The organism is Sphingomonas panni (genome assembly GCF_022664435.1).
GTDB classification, from domain to species: domain Bacteria; phylum Pseudomonadota; class Alphaproteobacteria; order Sphingomonadales; family Sphingomonadaceae; genus Sphingomonas; species Sphingomonas panni.
Genome location: NZ_JAKREU010000001.1, coordinates 663101 through 682197, shown reverse-complemented (window position 1 = coordinate 682197; position 19097 = coordinate 663101). Strand labels below are relative to the sequence as shown.

Annotated in this window: 20 protein-coding genes; 9 read left to right on the top strand and 11 right to left on the bottom strand. The window is 67.1% G+C overall.

From position 1 onward, the window contains the following. Positions 1-3 precede the first annotated feature (3 nt). The 4 genes from MF609_RS03340 to MF609_RS03325 are packed head-to-tail and all read right to left on the bottom strand — an operon-like array spanning position 4 to position 3508. Entirely contained in the window at positions 4-1119 is a 1116-nt protein-coding gene (locus MF609_RS03340) for an NAD(P)/FAD-dependent oxidoreductase (RefSeq protein ID WP_242414879.1), read from the bottom strand. Further along, positions 1098-1784 carry a methyltransferase domain-containing protein gene (locus MF609_RS03335; RefSeq protein ID WP_242414878.1) on the bottom strand — a complete coding sequence of 229 codons (687 nt, stop codon included), beginning with the start codon at positions 1782-1784 and terminating at the stop codon, positions 1098-1100. Before MF609_RS03335 ends, MF609_RS03340 begins: the two co-directional genes overlap by 22 nt. Beyond that, a complete protein-coding gene (locus MF609_RS03330) occupies positions 1781-2860 on the bottom strand; it encodes a type III polyketide synthase (RefSeq protein WP_242414877.1) in 1080 nt (359 codons plus the stop codon). The genes MF609_RS03335 and MF609_RS03330 overlap by 4 nt, the downstream gene beginning before the upstream one ends. A gap of 39 nt (positions 2861-2899) precedes the next feature. Next, on the bottom strand, positions 2900-3508 hold the full coding sequence (locus tag MF609_RS03325) for a class I SAM-dependent methyltransferase (protein ID WP_242414876.1): 609 nt from the start codon (positions 3506-3508) through the stop codon (positions 2900-2902). A 176-nt stretch (positions 3509-3684) separates the two neighbouring features. Between MF609_RS03325 and MF609_RS03320 the strand changes: the two genes are divergently transcribed. Both MF609_RS03320 and MF609_RS03315 read left to right on the top strand, forming a co-directional pair. Beyond that, positions 3685-3990, top strand: coding sequence for an ArsR/SmtB family transcription factor (locus tag MF609_RS03320; RefSeq protein ID WP_242414875.1), 306 nt, complete (start codon positions 3685-3687; stop codon positions 3988-3990). 4 nt (positions 3991-3994) lie between these two features. Next, positions 3995-4165, top strand: a complete 171-nt coding sequence (locus tag MF609_RS03315) for a metallothionein (RefSeq protein ID WP_242414874.1) — start codon at positions 3995-3997, stop codon at positions 4163-4165. A gap of 39 nt (positions 4166-4204) precedes the next feature. Here the strand turns inward: MF609_RS03315 and MF609_RS03310 are convergent, their stop codons facing one another. Continuing rightward, positions 4205-6493 (bottom strand): CDC48 family AAA ATPase, encoded by a 2289-nt coding sequence (locus MF609_RS03310; RefSeq protein ID WP_242414873.1) that lies wholly within the window; start codon positions 6491-6493, stop codon positions 4205-4207. A 277-nt stretch (positions 6494-6770) separates the two neighbouring features. Here MF609_RS03310 and MF609_RS03305 point away from each other — a divergent pair, with 277 nt between their 5' ends. Next, positions 6771-7658 carry a LysR substrate-binding domain-containing protein gene (locus MF609_RS03305; RefSeq protein ID WP_242414872.1) on the top strand — a complete coding sequence of 296 codons (888 nt, stop codon included), beginning with the start codon at positions 6771-6773 and terminating at the stop codon, positions 7656-7658. A gap of 245 nt (positions 7659-7903) precedes the next feature. Here MF609_RS03305 and MF609_RS03300 read toward each other — a convergent pair whose 3' ends face one another. Continuing rightward, positions 7904-8365 (bottom strand): peptidylprolyl isomerase, encoded by a 462-nt coding sequence (locus MF609_RS03300; protein ID WP_066692505.1) that lies wholly within the window; start codon positions 8363-8365, stop codon positions 7904-7906. A gap of 122 nt (positions 8366-8487) precedes the next feature. Between MF609_RS03300 and mgtE the strand changes: the two genes are divergently transcribed. Beyond that, on the top strand, positions 8488-9879 hold the full coding sequence (gene mgtE / locus MF609_RS03295) for a magnesium transporter (protein ID WP_242414871.1): 1392 nt from the start codon (positions 8488-8490) through the stop codon (positions 9877-9879). A 31-nt stretch (positions 9880-9910) separates the two neighbouring features. Next, positions 9911-10309, top strand: coding sequence for a DUF1489 family protein (locus MF609_RS03290; RefSeq protein ID WP_242414870.1), 399 nt, complete (start codon positions 9911-9913; stop codon positions 10307-10309). A gap of 190 nt (positions 10310-10499) precedes the next feature. On the opposite strand, the gene msrA is transcribed toward MF609_RS03290, so the two are convergent. The 5 genes from msrA to pabB all read right to left on the bottom strand — a co-directional run bounded on the left by msrA (position 10500) and on the right by pabB (position 15753). Beyond that, the gene (gene msrA, locus MF609_RS03285) at positions 10500-11153 is read right to left on the bottom strand and encodes a peptide-methionine (S)-S-oxide reductase MsrA (protein WP_242414869.1); all 654 of its coding nucleotides are present in this window, start codon (positions 11151-11153) and stop codon (positions 10500-10502) included. A 61-nt stretch (positions 11154-11214) separates the two neighbouring features. After that, positions 11215-11361, bottom strand: coding sequence for a hypothetical protein (locus MF609_RS03280; protein WP_242414868.1), 147 nt, complete (start codon positions 11359-11361; stop codon positions 11215-11217). Positions 11362-11511: 150 nt separating this feature from the next. Further along, complete coding sequence (locus MF609_RS03275) at positions 11512-12663, bottom strand: GGDEF domain-containing protein (protein ID WP_242414867.1); 1152 nt, start codon at positions 12661-12663, stop codon at positions 11512-11514. A 96-nt stretch (positions 12664-12759) separates the two neighbouring features. Beyond that, entirely contained in the window at positions 12760-13959 is a 1200-nt protein-coding gene (locus MF609_RS03270) for a pyridoxal phosphate-dependent aminotransferase (protein WP_242414866.1), read from the bottom strand. 39 nt (positions 13960-13998) lie between these two features. Next, on the bottom strand, positions 13999-15753 hold the full coding sequence (gene pabB / locus MF609_RS03265) for an aminodeoxychorismate synthase component I (RefSeq protein ID WP_242414865.1): 1755 nt from the start codon (positions 15751-15753) through the stop codon (positions 13999-14001). 150 nt (positions 15754-15903) lie between these two features. On the opposite strand from pabB, the gene MF609_RS03260 reads away from it, so the two are divergent. The 4 genes from MF609_RS03260 (at position 15904) to MF609_RS03245 (ending at position 19057) form a co-directional block, all read left to right on the top strand. Continuing rightward, a complete protein-coding gene (locus MF609_RS03260) occupies positions 15904-16566 on the top strand; it encodes an MBL fold metallo-hydrolase (RefSeq protein WP_277991006.1) in 663 nt (220 codons plus the stop codon). A 293-nt stretch (positions 16567-16859) separates the two neighbouring features. After that, a complete protein-coding gene (gene rpmF, locus MF609_RS03255) occupies positions 16860-17039 on the top strand; it encodes a 50S ribosomal protein L32 (protein ID WP_066692472.1) in 180 nt (59 codons plus the stop codon). Positions 17040-17066: 27 nt separating this feature from the next. Further along, positions 17067-18098 (top strand): phosphate acyltransferase PlsX, encoded by a 1032-nt coding sequence (gene plsX, locus MF609_RS03250; protein ID WP_242414864.1) that lies wholly within the window; start codon positions 17067-17069, stop codon positions 18096-18098. After that, positions 18095-19057: a beta-ketoacyl-ACP synthase III gene (locus MF609_RS03245; RefSeq protein WP_242414863.1), complete on the top strand. Its 963-nt coding sequence runs from the start codon at positions 18095-18097 to the stop codon at positions 19055-19057. The genes plsX and MF609_RS03245 overlap by 4 nt, the downstream gene beginning before the upstream one ends. The last annotated feature ends 40 nt before the right edge of the window (positions 19058-19097 follow it).

Sequence of the window (19097 nt, the reverse complement as noted above, 5' to 3'; positions counted from 1 at the left end):
GCGCTAGGCCGGGTTTGCTGAACGGCGGCTGACGGATGTGATCCGGGTCCAGCGCGCCATGGCATTCACCAGCGGCGCGACCCGCCCGCCTGCCAGCAGCAGCGGATGGGCTGCGGGATGTTCGGCCAGCGTCCGCAGCACCCCGGCCAGCGCGATCGGGCGATGCAGGTGCCGGCGCAGCGTGAGCTGGAAATCGGGCGCACCGTCCGGGCCATGCCCCTGCCAATGCCGCACCGCGCGGATGGCGCTGGCGATGGCGATGCCCATGCCTTCGCCCGCCAGCGACGGGATCACCCCGGCCTGATCGCCCAGCCGATAGACGCCGGGCACCGTGCCCTTCGCCCGCCAGCCATAGGGAACGTTGGCGATGGCATCGATCGCCGGCGTGCCGTGCAGATGCGCGAGTCGCTCGCCCAGCGCGGGCAGTTCGTCCGCCAGTTCGCGCAACAATGCGGGCAGGTCGCCCGCTGCCTTGAGGCGCGACCGGCGCAGCGCCATGCACAGGTTCGCGCTGCCATCCTCCTGTAGCACCAGCCCGCCATAGCCACCGGCGACGGCGTGCAGTTCGATCGCGTCGCCGACCAACCGGGTTAGCGCGGGGTTCGGTGCCAGTCGCACGCGCACCCCCATCGCCGGATCGTCGCCGACCGGCGCGTCGCGCATCGTCCCGCGCAGATCGTGCTTGCCGGTGGCGAGGAACAGCGTGTCGCCGCTTACCGCCGCGCCGTCTCCGGTGTGGAGCGTGGTGTCCTCGGCCGAGCGGATCGTCACGCCGCGCTCGACGCCCGCACCGGCTGTCCGTGCCGCATCCAGCAGCAGCGCGTCGAGTCGCAGACGCGACAGGCCGATGGCGGGCGCGGGCAAGGGGGATTCGGCGCGGCCCTTGCCGGCGAACAGCACGACTCGGCGTACGACATGGCCGCCCAGCGTCGCCGGATCGAGTCCGACGTTTGCCAGCGATTCGAGCGTCCGCCACGACAGGAACCCGCCACACAGCGCATCCTGCGGTTCGCGGGATCGCTCCAGCACCAGCGGCCGGTCGCCGCCCTGTGCGAGCAGCAGCGCGGCGACCGACCCCGCCGGACCGCCGCCGGCGATCAGCGCCGGCGTTCGACGCATAGCCGGAAGGGGAAGCGCCGCCGGACCTCGGCTCCCGTGATCCCCGCTTCGGCCAGGATCGGCGGCCATTCGTCGGGGCGGTAGGATCGCGCGATCGACAGCGTGCCGTCGGCCCGGACGATTCGGTGCCAGCGCAGCAAGGTCGCCAGCAGCGGATAGCCGCGATGGGCGAACCGGTGGCGGTGCAGGTCGTTGACGAACCAGCCGCGTGCCGCCTGCGCCTCCATGAACCGCAGGAACGCGACCAGCTGTCCATGGCTCATGTGATGCGCGACGAGGCCGGAGACGATCACGTCCCAGCCTTCGCCCGCCAGATCGGCATAGTCGCCGGTGCGATAGGTGATGGGCAGGTCGGGGGCGGTGTCGGCACGGGCGATGGCTTCGCTACGCGGGTTCAGGTCGATCCCGACCAGTTCCGCCGTCACCCCGCGCTTCACCGCCCAGCGCGCGATCCGGCGCAGCATGTCGCCATCGCCATAGCCGACATCAAGCAGCTTCAACCGGTCGCCGCGCCCGACGATGCTGTCCAGGAACGCCAGCGTCGGTCGCGCCGCCATCGTCACGACATTGACCTGCGCCAGGTCGCGCAACACCGCGGCATAGGTTTCGGGGGGCAGGGCGGGATCGTCCATCGCCTCTTCGGCATGGGACCGGGGAAAGCTCATGGTGCGCTCCGAAAGCCGAACCCTTCGGCGGCGAGGCCGGGACCGAAGGCCAGTGCGATGCCGTTCGATACCGGCGGCCCGTCCAGCATCGCCGCCAGCACGAACATCAACGTCGCCGACGACATGTTGCCGTTCGCCGCCAGAACGCGACGCGACGCGGCCAGTGCCTCGGGCGACAGCGACAGGCTGCGCTCGACCGCGTCGAGGATCGATCGCCCGCCGGCATGGACCGCCCAGCCATCCACGTCGGACAGCGAACGCCCCCCGGTCGCGGCACTGGCGAAATCGGGATCGGTCAGCGCCTGCGCGATCCGTGCCGGCACCTCGCCCGACAGATGCATCGCAAAGCCGGCATCGGTGATGTCCCAGCGGATCAGCGCCGCCGAATCGGGCAATGTCGCGGCAAACGGCGCCTCGATCGCGAACCCCGTCGCGTCGGCCGTGACCAGCGCGGCGGCGGCACCATCGCCGAATTGCAGCATCGCCAGCAGCGGCTCCAGCGAGGTCGCGGGTTGGAGGTGCAGCGTCGACAGCTCGACCGTGACGACCAGCACCCGCGCCTGCGGCTCCGACCGGACGATGTGGCGGGCGCTGCGCAGCGCGGCGACGGCGGCATAGCAGCCCATGAACCCGACCAGCAGCCGTTCGACGTGCGGCGACAGGCCGATCCGCGCGGCGATGATCTGATCGATGCCCGGCGCGACGAAGCCGGTGCAGCTCGCCACGACCAGATGGGTGATCCCGTCCAGCGCCACCCGTTCGCTCAAGGATTCGATGGCTTCGATGGCCAGCGTCGGTGCCGCATCGGCATAGATCGCCATGCGCGCGGCGGTGCCGGGCATCGCCGCGGCATAAAAACCGCCGGGGGCGACCGGCGAACCGCCATCCGACCCGACCGGCAGCACCGACCAGCGATGGCCGATTCCGGCGCGCTCGACCATCCGGTCGAACAGCTTCGCCTCGCGTTCGGGCAGGCGTCGGCGCGCCCAGCCGATAAAGGCGTTGTGGATATCGTGCGAGGGTGTCGCGGTCGCGACGGCGTTGAGCCAGGCGACGGGCGCGGGGGTGGAGGTCATCCGGCGATCAACGCGCAAGGGGGGCCAGATGCTACCCGATCAATCCTTCCACGCCCACCACAACTGGGCCGGGGGAACGTTCCACCATTCCATGTCATGGTCGATCCGCGCGAATTGCCGGTCGAGGAAATCGCGCACGCGCGGGTTGAACTGGTAGACGAGGAACGCACCGCCCGGCCGCAACACGGCCTGCGTCGCGGCGGCGATCCGGTCGCCGATGCCCGGCGGCAGCGTGGAAAAGGGCAGGCCGGACAGGACGTAATCGGCGTGGGCATGGCCATGTTCCGCCACGATGCGTTCGACGTCGGTCGCCGACCCATGCACCGCCGAGAAGCGGGAATCGAGGATCGTCGCGTTCAGATAATCGATGAAGTCGGGATTGGTGTCGATCACGATCAGCTGTGCATCGGGTGCCAGCCGTTCGAGGATCGGGCGGCAAAAGGTGCCGACACCGGGACCATATTCCACCACGACCTTGGCACCGGCCCAGTCGATCGGAGCCAGCATCTTGCGGATCAGGCGGTTGGACGAGGGGATCACCGATCCGACCATCACCGGATGCTTGACGAACCCGCGCAGAAAGATGCCGGCCGGCGATGGTACGCCGCGCGGCTTCCGTCGGGTCGCGGCGTTGGAACTCGTCGTCATGCAAATCCTCGAACGGATGGCGCGAAAGGCCATGGTCAGCGCGTCGTCGCAAAAGCGCAACGAACTTGCAAGCGGATCGGTTTCGCGGTGCGACGAATGTCCGCAGCAGCCGTCGGATCACTTGACGCATCGTATAATATAAATATATTAGGACGTGTTCATATGTTGATGGGTAAATGACGCAGGACGAGGCATCGCAATTGGCGGAACTGTTCCGGTTGCTGGGCGAACCCAATCGCCTGCGGCTGGTGGCGGAATGCCTGAACGGGCCGCGATCGGTGGGGGAACTGACCGAAGCGGTCGGGGTCAGCCAGAGCCTCGCCTCGCAGCATCTCCGGCTGCTGCGCGCGGGGAGGTTGCTGCAACAGACGCGTAGCGGGCGGAACATCTTCTACGCGCTGCCCGACTGTCATGTCCGTTCCATGCTCACCAACATGATGGACCATGTGCTCGAACCCGAAGAACCGATCGAAGAGGAATGATCCGATGACCGTAGCTGTTGAAATGGTGAAGTGCGCCTGTGCCGATTGCGTGTGCGTCGTGAGCACCGCCAAGGCCATCGAGGCCGAGGGCCGCCTGTTCTGCGGCGACAATTGCGCCGATCACCATGCGCAGTCGGCCGGCTGCGACCATGCCGGTTGCCCCTGCCACGGCTGATGCCGAACGGGGACCGGTTCGCGCCGGTCCCCGCCCTGGCTACCCCTTCGGCCCGCGCCCTTCGACCATGCCGGGGGCGATGAAGCCGATCGGCTGGATCGCGACCGCATCCTGCTTCAGCCGGGCGGACATGGCGCGATATTCCTCCTCCATCTCCGCCGTTACCGAGGCGCGGGATTCGGCCAGCGCCGATTCGAAATGCGCCATCGTCACCTCGCGCGTGTCGAGCGAGGCGCGCAGTGCGAACAGGCCGGCCCGGCGCACCACATCTTCAAGGTCGGCACCAGTGAACCGATCGGTCCGCGCGGCGATGGCACCCAGGTCGACATCGGTGGCCAGCGGCATCTTCTGCGTCTGGATGCCGAGGATGCGCGCACGGCCGGCCTGGTCGGGCACGCCGACATAGATCAACTCGTCGAACCGGCCGGGGCGCAGCAGCGCCGGATCGACCATGTTCGGGCGGTTGGTGGCGCCGATCACCACGACCGACTGCAGTTCCTCCAGCCCGTCCATTTCCGCCAGGATCGTGTTCACCACCCGCTCGGTCACCTGCGGTTCGCCCATGCCGCCGCCACGCGCGGGCACCAGCGAATCGAGTTCGTCGATGAAGATCACCGTGGGGGCAACCTGTCTGGCGCGCGCGAACAGGCGGGCGATCTGCTGCTCGCTTTCGCCATACCATTTGGACAGCAGGTCGCTCGACTTGGTGGCGATGAAGTTCGCCTCCGCCTCGCGCGCGACCGCCTTGGCCAGCAGCGTCTTGCCGGTGCCGGGCGGGCCGTAGAGCAGGAATCCCTTGGCCGGGCGGATGCCCAGCCGGCGGAAGGAATCGGGCGACTTGAGCGGCAGCTCGACCCCTTCCTTCAACCGCATCTGCGCATCGTCGAGGCCACCGACATCGTCCCAGCGGACGGTGGGGGCCTGCACCATCACCTCCCGCATCGCGCTCGGCTGCACGCGCTTCAGCGCCTCGACGAAATCGTCGCGGGTGACCGACAGGCTGTCGAGCACGTCCTGCGGGATCGTGCCGGCCGACAGGTCGATGCGCGGCATGATCCGCCGGACCGAATCGATCGCCGCCTCCCGGGTCAGGGCCGCCAGATCTGCGCCGACAAAGCCGTAGGTCGTGCGCGACAGCTCGCCCAGATCGACATTGTCGTCGAGCGGCATACCACGGGTGTGGATACCGAGGATTTCGCGCCGACCGCGCTCGTCCGGCACGCCGACCACGATCTCGCGATCGAACCGGCCGGGCCGGCGCAGCGCCTCGTCGATCGCTTCCGGCCGGTTGGTCGCGGCGATGACGACGATGTTGGCGCGCGATTCGAGCCCGTCCATCAGCGTCAGCAGCTGTGCGACCAGCCGCTTTTCGGCCTCGCCCGATACCTGTCCACGCTTGGGCGCGATCGAATCGATCTCGTCGATGAAGACGATCGAGGGCGACGCCTTGGTCGCTTCCTCGAACACCTCGCGCAGGCGCTTTTCCGATTCGCCATAGGCCGAGCCCATGATCTCGGGACCGTTGATGAGGAAGAACTCCGCGTCCGATTCGTTGGCGACGGCGCGGGCGAGGCGTGTCTTGCCCGTGCCGGGCGGCCCGTGCAGCAACACCCCCTTGGGCGGATCGACGCCAAGCCGCTGGAACAGTTCGGGATAGCGCAAGGGGAGTTCGACCATCTCGCGCAGCTGGTCGATCGTCTGCCCCATGCCGCCGATATCGTCATAGGTGACGTCGGCGCGGCGAGTCTCGCGCGGTTCCTCATATTCGGGGCGCAGCTCGATCTCGGTCGATTCGTCGATATGCACGACGCCCTTGGGCGTGGCCGACACGACCGCGAGGCGGATTTCCTGCAACGAAAAGGCGGGCGCGTTCACATAGCGACGGACATTGGGCGACAGATTGTCGACCCGCTGATGCCCGGTCGTCGCGACGATATCGCCCTGGCATAGCGGCCGGCCGAAAAAGGTGCGCTTGAGCGCGTTTGCCGACCCCTGCAGCCGCAGATTCTGCTGGGCGGGCGCGAAGACGACACGGCTGGCCGGGCGCGACTCGGCCTTGCGCACCTCGACCTGGTCGCCCGACCCCACGCCGGCATTGGCGCGCTGCAACCCGTCGATGCGGACGATGTCGAGGCCCTCATCCTCGGGATAGGGCGCGATGGCGCGCGCGGGCGTCGTCTTTTTGCCGATGATTTCGACGACATCGCCCTCGTTGATGCCGAGCAGCGCCATGACCGACCGGGGGAGATGGGCGATGCCGCGCCCGCTGTCTTCGGGCCGGGCGTTCGCCACCTGCAACCGCCGCCCGCCTGTTTCGCTGTCCGCCATCAAATTCCGTCCTGAGCTGAACGCAAGGAACGGCGGATATGGGCGGTGGGTTGCCGGCAACAAGACGAAAAAAAAGGCCGATCGAAACGACCGGCCGGAAAGTTTTTAGGAGAGGATGCCTGAAAGGCACGTCCTATGTGCGGTGCGGCGCGTTTTTGTGCAAGTGCGAACAAATCAATTCATGATGCAAAAAATGCAACGCCATACCGGTGTATGGTTGCAAGCGAGACAATCGGCGTGCAGCGTGTACCGCACCGCAACCAAGTTAGGGTATCGGATGCGCCGCCTGCCACCTCTCACCGCGATCGAAGCGTTCGTGCATGTCGCGCGACTGGGTTCGGTCAAGCTCGCCGCCGACGAACTGGCGCTGTCGTCGCCCGCGCTGAGCCGCCGGGTCCAGGCGATGGAGCGCTTCATCGGCAAGCCGCTGTTCGAACGCCGGCACCAGGCCCTGCGGCTGAACGACGATGGCGAACGGCTGCTCGCGCTGCTGTCGGGGGCGCTCGACACGCTGTCGGACGCGGTCGAACAGATGTCGGGCGCGGTGGAGGTGCTGCGCCTGCGGCTGGGCGTGCTGCCGCTGTTTGCGATTCAGCGGCTGATGCCGCGCATGGGCGACCTGCACGACCAGCATCCCGAACTGCACCTCGATTTCGATACCGCGCACCATGGGCTGGGCCGCCTGGGGGAGGGGATCGACGTCGCGATCGTGCTGGACCATGCGATCGACCCGGCGCTGTATGCGCGGCGGCTTGACCGCAACCGGGTCTATGCGATTGCGGGACGCGCGCTGATCGACCGCACGCCGATCACCGATCCGTCGCAACTGGCACAGCATACCGCGCTGATCCACCGTGACATGCCCGACACCTTTGCCGACTGGATGCATGCGGCGGGCATGCCGGATGTCGCGCCGGCCGCGATCGACCGGTTCGATTCGGGCACGCTGATGCTGGAGGCGGCGGCGCAGGGATTGGGCGTCGCCTTCATGCTCGAATCGCATTTCGAAACGGCGCGCGATGACCGGCTGGTGCCGTTGTTCGATATGGCGGTCGATTCGACCTACAGCCACTGGTTCGTGTGTCGCCCGCGCATGTTGCAGCAGCGGCCGGTGAAGCTGTTCCACGACTGGCTGGTCAAGGCGCTGAACGCGCCGGCGGAGTAGGAGAAACCGTCCGCCACTTCGTCATTCCGGCGGAGGCCGGAATCCATTGTGTCGGGTGTTCCCGATCGATCGCAGCCGTCCCCCATCCATGGATCCCGGCCTGCGCCGGGATGACGGACGGGGGAGGCGCCAATTCACTCTCGTCACCCCCGCGAAGGCGAGGGTCCATAGCCGCTGACGTCAATGATCAAGCCGCAACGCCAGCGCATATGGATTCCCGCCTGCGCGGGAATGACGAACAGGGTTTACGCTTCCGAGCGCGCGGTCACGATCTTGCCGGGGTTACGTGGCGGCTCGCCCTTGGGCAGCGCGTCGACCGCGTCCATGCCGCTCTCGACCACGCCCCACACCGTGTACTGGCGGTCGAGGAAGGTCGCGTCGTCGAGGCAGATGAAGAACTGGCTGTTGGCCGAATTGGGGTCCATCGTCCGCGCCATCGAACACACGCCGCGCACATGCGGTTCGGCGTTGAATTCCTGCTTGAGGTTCGGTTCCTTCGACCCGCCGGTGCCGTCGCCGCGACCGCCGTCGCCACCCTGCGCCATGAAGCCGTCGATCACCCGGTGGAACGGCACGCCGTCGTAAAAGCCCGAATCGGCCAGCTTGACGATTTGCGCGACATGGTTGGGCGCGAGGTCGGGGCGCAGCTTGATCCGAACTTCACCGGTATCGAGCGTCATCACGAGCGTGCTGGGGGTATCGGCCATTGAAAGCTCCTTGAAAGTCGGAGCCTAGCTAGGGTGCCGGAACGGTACTGGCAACCGCACGGACATTGGCACGGCGGTGCAGCATGGCTACAGCGGGCGAAACCGCGCGGAGGGTTGCGACCATGACCGAACTCGACCTTCCCGATACGACCAGCGAACTGGACGAGGACGACCGGCTGAAGCCCGAATTCGTCCGCGCGGTGTGCGAAGCGGTCGATCGCGGCGATGACGAGGCCGCGCGCGAGCTGGTCGAACCGCTCCACCCCGCCGACCTTGCCGACCTGTTCGAACTGGTGCCGGGCGAACAGCGTGCCGCGCTGGCCGCCGCCATCGCCGAACGGCTGAACGGCGACGTGCTGGCGGAAATGAACGACTGGGTGCGCGACGCGGTGATCGAGGCGCTGACCGCGACCCAGGTCGCTGATCTGGCGGCACAGCTCGACACCGACGACGCGGTCGCGATCATCGAGGACCTCGACGATGCCGAACAGCGCGCGGTGCTGCGCGCGCTCGACCCCGACGATCGTGCCGCGATCGAGGAGGCGCTGTCCTACCCGGAAGAATCCGCCGGCCGCCTGATGCAGCGCGAGCTGGTCGCGGTGCCGGAGCATTGGACCGTCGGCGACGCGCTCGATTATCTTCGCGCCGATGACGTATTGACGACCGATTTCTGGGAAATCTTCGTCGTCGACCCGGCGCACAAGCCGGTCGGCACGTGCCAATTGTCGTGGATTTTGCGCACCCCACGATCGGTCGCGATCGGCGACGTGATGGCGCGCGAACAGACGCTGATCCCGGTCGACATGGACCAGGAAGAGGTGGCGCTCCGCTTCCAGAAATATGCGCTGATCTCCGCCGCCGTGGTGGATGGCGGCGGGCGGCTGGTCGGCATGATCACCGTCGACGACGTGGTCCACATCATTCAGGCGGAAGCGGGCGAGGACGCGCTGCTGCTGTCCGGCGCCGGCGAAGGCGACATCAACGAACCGATCCGCGATTCGTACAAGGCGCGGGTGCGCTGGCTCATCACCAACCTGATGACCGCGCTGCTGCCCGCGACGATCATCGGCGCGTTCGGGGCGACGATCGACAAGATGGTGACATTGGCCGCGCTGATGCCGATCGTCGCGGGGCTGGGCGGCAATGCCGGCACGCAGACCATGGCGGTCACCGTCCGCGCGCTCGCCACCAATCAGTTGACCCAGTCGAACACGCTGCGTGCGATCCGGCGCGAGATGATCATCGCGCTGATGAACGGCGCGACCGTCGCCGCGCTGATCGGCACCGGCGTCACCTTGTGGTTCGGCAATCCGCAGCTGGGGGCGGTGATCGGCACGGCGATGCTGCTGAATGTCGTCATTGCCGGCTTTGCGGGGGTGTTCGTGCCGCTGACGCTCGACCGGTTCAACGCCGACCCGGCGGTCGCGTCGTCGATCTTCGTGACGATGACGACCGATTCGATGGGGTTCCTCGTGTTCCTGGGGCTTGCGACCGTCAGCGGACTGACGGGTTGAGGCGCGAGCAGGCGCTTCCCATCTGGGGCGCGTGCCGCTGCATCTCACCAAAGTCGCCTTCGCCATCGAATCGGTCGAACAGCTCGCCGAGCGGCTGGCCACGCGCCATGCCGAAGGCGGATTCCTGACGACCCGCTACCTGCCCAAACGCGCTGCCGAGATCGAGGGCGGGTCGCTGTTCTGGATTTTGAAGCATCGCCTCGTCGCCCGTTCACCGATCCTCGGCTTCGGCGAGGCGGAGGGCGGGCGCGTCGCGATTCATCTGGGGCCGAAGCTGGTGCTGGTCGAGGGCCGGCCGAAGCGCGCGCATCAGGGCTGGCGTTATCTGGAGGATGCCGATGCACCGGCCGACCTGGGCGGGGAGGGCAGCGGCGCGGACGAACTGCCGCCTCGACTCATCGGCGAGTTGATGGCGCTGGGGTTGTTGTAGGCAAAGAAGGAAGATCGGTTTCACGCGAAGGCGCGGAGACGCGAAGCAGTGGTGGCTCTCTATCGTTCCGCGCCAGCAGAACTTTACCTCTCCGTGGCAGCGATCGGAAGGATAGATCGCTGTGCGATCCCATTGCGGCAAACGCGACCTCTTCGCGTCTCCGCGCCTTCGCGTGAAACCGAATCTTCTTCTACCCGACCAACCCCGGATAGGCCGCCTTGGCCGCCGCGACCTTGGGCTTGTCCCACCGCACGATATAGGGGTGCGACGGGTTCCGCCGGGCGAAGTCCTGATGATAGGGCTCGGCCGGATAAAAGGCGCCGGTTTCGATCTTGGTCGCGATCGGTTTCGGGAACGCCTTCGCCCGGGTCAGCTGCGCGATATAGCGCCGGGCGGCCAGTGCCTGCGCCGGAGTCTGCGCGAAGATCGCGGAGCGATAGCTCGGTCCCGAATCGGGGTATTGCCCGTTCACCTGCGTCGGATCGTGCGCGACCGAGAAATAGACGCGCAGCAGCGTGCCATAGCTGACGATGCGCGGGTCGTAGGTGATGCGGATCGCCTCGGCATGGCCGGTGCGTTCGGTCGAGACTTGGTCGTAGGTCGCGGTCTGACGCGTGCCGCCGGCATAGCCGCTGACGACCGACTTGACGCCCTTCACCCGTTCGAACACCGCCTCCATGCCCCAGAAACAGCCGCCCGCCAGGACGGCGGTGGCAAGGCCGGGGGTGGGAGGCACGTCGCTGGCGATGGCGGGGACGGGAACCGCACGCTCGGCGGTCGCCGGGGGGATCGACAGGGCGGCCACGCCGATGACGGCGATGGCAACGGGCAGCAGGGCTTTCATACGAAGGTTCCTCGGGAATTGCCGGGAACCGAAATGGGGTGCGCCGGCGCGCACCGCCAGATCAGCCGATGCGTTCGACCGTCGCCGGTGCGGAACGGACCGACTTCGCATCGCTGCGATCCGCGACCTGCACCGCGACCAGCGCGACCGCGCCAAGGGCAAAGCCGCTGATGAAATGGCGAAGGAAACCGGTACGCTTGGCTGTCATCTGTCTCGTCCTCTTGCCCGGCCGCTTACCCGGATGGTTCGCGGCGTCGGACGGACCCCGCAAAAGGAGGGGGACGTCCGTTGTTCGGTGCAAGATATAGGTTGCGGGGCTGAACCGGCGCTGGCGCGTCCGTTCATGTTGCGCACAGCCTCAACCATGTTGCGACTGCGAAATCAAGTGTGGGGAGGGTGCACTTTGGGCAACGCTGCGTTGCGTGTCCGATGTCGCGGACTGCCGGCGCCGCTTCTCGGCGTACATGGCGCCATCCGCCTGATCGAGCAGCGCGTCCAGTATCGCCAGCGATCCCGTCGCCCGGCCGATGCTGACCCCCGTTCCATGGTCGGGGCCGAGGAGCGCGGCCATGCCGCGGGCGAAACGCGTCGCGATATCCTCGGCGATCGCTTCCGCCATGGCATCGTCGATGTCCAGCACTACGCAGACGAACTCGTCGCCGCCCCAGCGGAACACCCGGCCGGTCGGCGGAACCGCCTGCATCGCCGATCGCGTGATGATCCCCAGTACGGCGTCGCCCATCGCATGGCCGTGACAGTCGTTCAGTTCCTTGAAGCGGTCGAGATCGATCACCAGCACCGCACCGTCGCCGCGCCAGTCCCGCCGTGCCTGGTCGAAGGCGGTGCGATTGCCCGCCCCGGTCAGCCCGTCGCGTTCGGCAAGGGTGGCCAGCCGGTGTTCGCAGCGCTCCGCATCCATCGTCAGCAGCGAAAAGCCGCGGAACATCAGGAACGTGATCCCCGCCGCCGCCATCCATGCCGGCGGCCCGCCACGCATTCCCTTCAATGATATTCCCAGTTGCCCGGCAACCGCGAATCCGGCCAGGCCAAGGAACAGGACGACGGTGATCGCGAACATCACCGCCATGATCCACCCGGTCCGCAGCTTTTCCCGACGGGCGATGCGGACCGCCAGGACGACCGTCGCGATGTCGAAGATCGAGCGGACGATGGTCAGATAGCCGATGCGCGGGCTCATCGCGGCAGGGTCCGTCCAGAACGCCAGCGGCAGCGCAAGGATACCGGCGATGGCGAGCGGCAGCCCGATACCACTCGCCGGATCGGCGAAGCGCCGCACCCCGATATGGATCGCGGCGAAGCTGAACACTTCCAGCACGTTGGTCGTCGGCACGAGCCAGGGAAGCTCCAGCCCGCGTGCCAGCGGCACCATCGCGCCTATGCCCATCAACAGATGGCCGCCGCCCCACCAGTTCGCCCAAGAATCGAACCGGCCCCCCGCCGCGGCAGTCAAGTGCACCACCCCCGCGACGAGCGAGGATAGTGCGGCCATGACCAGCAAGGTGGAAAGATCGAGCAACATCAAGTCCCTGTCACAACTATCGTTGTGATAGCGAACAGCTCCTAATAGTCCGTTTCCATCGCGAAATTACTTGAGCGCGGCGCAGGCGGTGGCGATACGGGCACAGGCTTCGGCAAGCAGTTCGTCCGACGTCGCATAGCTGATCCGCATCGCGGGCGAGAGGCCGAACGCCGCACCCTGCACCGCGGCGACCCGCGCGTCCTCCAGCAGATAGCCGACGAAATCCTCGTCGGTGTCGATCCGCTTGCCGCCCGGCGTGGTCTTGCCGATCAGCCCGGAAATGTCGGGATAGACGTAGAAGGCCCCTTCGGGCGTCGGGCAGGTGACGCCTTCGATCGCGTTCAGTTCGGCCACCACCATGTCGCGGCGACGCTGGAACGCGGCATTCCGCTCGGCCAGGAACGACTGGTCGCCGTTCAGCGCGGCGACGGCGGCAGCCTGCGCGATCGAACAGGGGTTGCTGGTCGATTGCGACTGCAGCTTGGCGATCGCCTTGATGAGCCATGCCGCTCCCGCTGCGTAGCCGATGCGCCAGCCGGTCATCGCATAGGCCTTCGAACAGCCGTTCACCGTCAGCGTGCGATCGTACAGCGTCGGGTTCACCTCGGCGATCGTCGCGAATTCGAAACCGGGATAGACGATGTGTTCGTACATATCGTCGGCGAAAATCCAGACATGCGGGTGCTTTTCCAGCACCTTGCCCAAGGCGCGCAGCTCGTCGCGGGTATAGCCGGCACCGGTCGGGTTGGACGGCGAATTCAGGATGACCCACTTGGTCTTCTCGGTGATCGCGGCGTCGAGCTGTTCGGGCGTGATCTTGTAATTCTGGTCGGCACCGGCGGCGATGAATACCGGGGTGCCGCCCGCGAACTGCACGACGTCCGGGTAGCTGACCCAATAGGGGGCGGGGACGATCACCTCGTCGCCTGCATCGACCGTCGCGACCAGTGCGTTGAACAGCGTATGCTTGCCGCCGACATTCACCGTGATCTGGTTCGCGGCATAGGTCAGGCCGTTGTCACGCTTGAACTTGGCGGCGATCGCATCCTTCAGCTCGGCCGTGCCGTCGACATTGGTGTATTTGGTCTTGCCGGCGCGGATCGCCTCGATCGCGGCGTCCTTGACGAAATCGGGCGTGTCGAAATCGGGTTCGCCCGCACCCAGGCCGATCACGTCGACGCCCTGCCGCTTCAGTTCGAGGACCTTCGACGTGATGGCGAGGGTCGGCGACGGGTTGATGCGGTCGAGCGCGGCGGAGGGCTTCATGGGACGTCCGATGCTGAGAAGGAACAGGTGGACGCGCCCTTACCCCCCTATGTTCGCATCCGCAACCAATCGCGCACGAATCAGTCCGCGAACTGCATTGCCGATGTAAAATCCTTGCGCGAGATCGGCGGGGCGCAGTGGCATCTCCACCGCCTCACCCCGCGCGATCAGCTCGGCGCGCAATATGCCGGGCAAGAGTCCCCGGTCGAGCGGCGGGGTCAGCAGCTGTGCGCCGCCATCGACGAAGATCGAGGTGAAGCTGCCCTCGGTCAGGTCGCCCTGCGCGTCGACGAAGATCGTCTCGAAACAGCCCGGCGGCGGCGCGGGCCAGAAGCGGCGGTCGGTTGTCTTGTGGGCGAGGCGCAGGTCGCGGGGGGCGAGTGGCAGGGGCGCCACGGCTACATCGACCGGCCCGGCCGTTGCGGCGGGCAGGGGGGTGACATCGACCGCGATCGCCCCGCTGCGCGACAGCAACAGCCGCACCCGCGCCGGCTCGCGCAACCGAAAGGTCGCCGCCTGCAATTCGTTGCGGGTGGCGTGCCGATCGAACGCAAAGCCCAATGCGCGGGCGCTTGCGGTCAACCGCGCCAGATGCCGCTCCAGCAACGGTATCCCGGTATGCGGATCGAACGCCATCGTCTCGATCAGGTCGAGCCGGGCCGGTGCGAGGTCGAGGAAGCGCGCCTTGGCGAGGCATTCGCGCCATTCCGCCTGCGGTTGCGAATCGGCAACGACCCCCGATCCCAGGCCCAGCGTCGCTTCGGTGGCACCGGCGGGCAGGTGCAGGGTGCGGATCGCGACGTTGAACGACGCGTCGCCCGCACCGTCGATCCAGCCGATCGACCCGGTATAGATGCCCCGCGCCCGCCCCTCGACCGTGTCGATCGCCTGCATTGCCCGCCGCTTGGGCGCGCCGGTGATCGATCCGCAGGGGAACAGCGCCGCCAGCGCATCGATCGCATCCTTGTCCGGCGACAGCTCGGCGGTGACCGACGAGATCAGCTGGTGGATGCTGGGATAGGTTTCGACGACGAATCGCTCCGGCACTGCCACGCTGCCCGCGACGCCCACGCGCGACAGGTCGTTGCGCATCAGGTCGACGATCATCAGATTCTCGGCACGCTGCTTGGGATCGGCGGCGAGCGATTCGGCGGCGGCGCGGTCGAGGGCGGGGTCGGGGTCGCGGGTTGCGGTGCCCTTCATCGGGCGCGCGGTGATCCGGCCGTTCGAAACCGTGAAGAAAAGCTCGGGCGAAAAGGACAATATCCAGTCGCGGCCGGTCCACACCACCGCACCATGTCCGGCGGCGGCGCGCGGTCGGATCGCGGCATAGAGCGCCAGCGGATCGCCGATCACCGGCACGCGCGCGCCGAAGGTCAGGTTCGCCTGATAGATATCGCCCGCCGCGATCAGCTCGAGAATCTCGGTACAGTGGGCGGCATAGGCGTCGGCTGCGATATCGGCCTCGACCGTGCCGACCCACGCCCCGGCCGGATCGGGCAGGGCAGCGGCGAGGTCGACGGTTTCGGCGCGGTCGAACACGCCGAACCACAGCAGCGGCCCGTCGCCCGCCCGCACCGGTGCGCCCGGCACGAATGCGGCCCCCGCCTCATAGGTCATATAGCCGGCGACGCTTGCCCCCGCTGCCGTCGCGGCGCGCATCGCCGTCAGCGCATCGGCAACCTCGTCTAGGCGATCGGCGCAGATCAGGCGCGTCGGAGCACGATACAGCCGTGCGGTGCCACCCGGCCGGGCGTCGTCGAACAGCACGAAAGGCCGGGTCGTATCGAACATCGTCACCACGCTTGCCGGTTGCGCGCGCGCGGGGCAAGCATTGTGACGTGCCTTTATGTACGCGGGATTAAGTCTGATCGGCGTTCGTAGAGGGGTTACCGGCCCGATCCGGCTTTGCGGGATCAGGCCGCAGGCGATATGGATTCGTCCATGACCCCATCCCCGATCCGCGCGGCGATCATTCCGGTGACCCCGCTCCAGCAGAACTGCACCCTGCTATGGTGTACGAAGACGATGCGCGGCGCGTTCGTCGATCCCGGCGGCGACCTGCCGCGCCTCATCGCCGCCGCCGAGCAACAGGGGGTGACGATCGAGAAGATCCTGCTGACCCATGGCCATATCGACCATTGCGGCGAGGCGAAGCCGCTGGCCGAGCAGCTGGGCGTGCCGATCGAAGGCCCGCACGAAGCCGACCGGTTCTGGATCGCGCGGCTGGACGAGGACGGCAAGCGCTGGGGCCTGCGCGGTGTGCCGTTCGAACCCGATCGCTGGCTGGTCGAAGGTGACACGGTGACGGTGGGCGAGGCGGTGCTGTCGGTGTACGAAACGCCGGGGCACACGCCGGGGCATGTCATCTTCTTCCACGAAGCGGCCCGATTCGCGCTGGTCGGCGACGTGCTGTTCCAGGGATCGATCGGTCGAACAGATTTCCCGCTGTCCGACCATCAGGCGCTGATCGACTCGGTCGTGACCAAGCTGTGGCCGCTAGGCGACGATGTGGCGTTCGTGCCGGGTCATGGTCCGGGCAGTACGCTGGGCCATGAACGGGCGACGAACCCGTTCGTGGGGGACAAGGTGCTGGCGGTCGGCTGATTCGTCATTCCCGCGAAGGCGGGAATCCATTGTCGCTAGCGCCGTGGATCGTGCATTGACGTCAGCGGCTATGGGTCCCCGCCTTCGCGGGGACGACGAAGTAGACCGAAGGGGTTCGTCCCTTCTCCCTTGCAACCGCGCACGAAAACGCTATAGGCGCGGTTCGCTTCGCGACCAGCCTGTCTGCCGGTCCGGCGGGTCGCCGGTCGCAGTGTTGCGGTTCGGCACTTGCCTGGGCCGCGTCGTCAGTTGGTAGCGAAACCAACTGATACCCACGTAATAAAGGTGCCGAAATGGCAGTTCCCAAGAGAAAGACCACGCCCTCGAAGCGCGGTATGCGTCGCAGCCACGACTCGCTGAGCATCGAGTCGTTCCAGGAATGCCCGAACTGCGGCGAACTGAAGCGTCCGCACAACCTGTGCACCGCTTGCGGCCATTATAACGGTCGCGAAGTCGTCTCGGTCGAAGCGTAACCCGCTCGACCGGACAGGAAAGCACGCATGGCTGACGGGTCCTGGATCGCCATCGACGCGATGGGCGGTGACGAAGGGCTTGCCACCATGCTCGCTGGCGTCGCCCATGCCCGGCGGCGTCATGAATCGATGCGCTTCCTGCTGGTCGGCGACGAGACGGCGATTCGCGCCGGGCTCGAATCACATCCCAACCTCAGTGCCGCGTCGGAGATCGTCCACGCGCCTGAGGTTGTCGGTTCTTCCGACAAGCCGAGCCAGGCGATTCGCCGGGCGAAGACCACGTCGATGGGCATCGCCATCAACCTGGTGAAGCAGGGGCGTGCCGCCGCCGCCGTGTCGTCGGGCAATACCGGCGCGCTGATGGCGATGGCGAAGCTCGCGCTGCGCACCATGCCCGGCATCGATCGTCCGGCACTGGCGGCGTTGCTGCCGAGCCTTGGCGACAATGACCTCGTCATGCTCGACCTCGGCGCCAATGCCGAGTGCGATGCGCGCAACCTCGTCCAGTTCGCGGTGATGGGCGCGGCCTATGCCCGCACCGCGCTCGACCTCGATTCCCCCCGCGTCGCGTTGCTGAACATCGGCACCGAAGAGCTTAAGGGCATCGACAGCGTGCGGGAGGCGGCGGCGACGCTGCGCGCATCGCCGCATCTGCCGATGACCTTTACCGGCTATATCGAGGGGGATCGCCTGTCGCGCGGACAGGTCGATGTCGTCGTCTGCGACGGTTTCTCGGGCAATATTGCCTTGAAGACCGCCGAAGGGACGGCGCGCTTCGTCGGCGACCTGCTCAAGCGCGCGTTCCGTTCGTCGGTGCGCTCGAAGATCGGGTTCCTGATCTCCAGGCCCGCGACCGACCTGCTCCGCCACCATCTCGACCCCAACAACCATAATGGCGCGGTCTTCCTCGGACTCAACGGGCTGGTGGTGAAGAGCCATGGCAGCGCCAATGCGATCGGCGTGTCGAACGCGATCCAGGTGGCCGCCAAGATGGTCCGCGACGACCTGACCCGCAGCATCGCCAGCGATCTGGCCGGTATCGAGGCACAGGCAGCATGATTCGCGCAGTCGTCACCGGCACCGGTTCCGCGCTTCCCGCCAACCGTGTGTCCAATGCGGACCTGGCCGAACGGGTCGATACGTCCGACGAATGGATCGTCGAGCGTACCGGCATCCGCTTCCGCCATATCGCCGGCGAGCATGAGACGACGTCGACGCTCGCGACCGATGCCGCCCGTGCCGCGATCGCTGCCGCCGGGCTGGAGCCGGCGCAGATCGACCTGATCGTGCTGGCGACCGCCACCCCGGACCAGACCTTCCCGGCAACCGCGACCAAGGTGCAGGCGGCGCTCGGCATCGATGACTGCGTCGCGTTCGACGTGGCGGCGGTCTGTTCGGGTTTCCTCTACGCGGTGCAGGTCGCCGATTCGATGCTGCGCGCCGGCGTCCATCGCCGCGCCCTCGTCATCGGTGCCGAAACCTTCAGCCGCATCCTCGACTGGGAGGATCGCACGACCTGCGTCCTGTTCGGCGACGGGGCGGGCGCGATCGTCCTGGAGGCGACCGAGGCGGCGGACGGGCGCGGCATCCTGTCGACCCGGCTCCACGCCGATGGCCGCCACAACCAGCTGCTCTATGTCGATGGCGGCCCGTCGACGACCGGTACGGTCGGCAAGCTGCGCATGAAGGGCAAGGAAGTGTTCCGCCACGCGGTGGTGAACCTTGCCGCCGTCATGGGCGAATCGCTCGACCTCGCCGGGCTGACCCCGGCGGATGTCGACTGGGTCGTGCCGCATCAGGCGAATGCTCGCATCCTCGATGCGACCGCGCGCAAGCTGAACCTCGCCCCCGAAAAGGTCGTCGTCACCGTCGACCGGCATGCCAACACATCGGCCGCTTCGGTGCCCCTCGCGCTCGACGTCGCGGTCAAGGACGGGCGGATCCAGCGTGGCGATATCGTGGTGCTGGAGGCAATGGGCGGTGGCTTTACCTGGGGCGCTGCCGTAGTGCGTTGGTAATCCTTTCGTATTTTTGAATTTTCGTATACGCCGTGCTAGC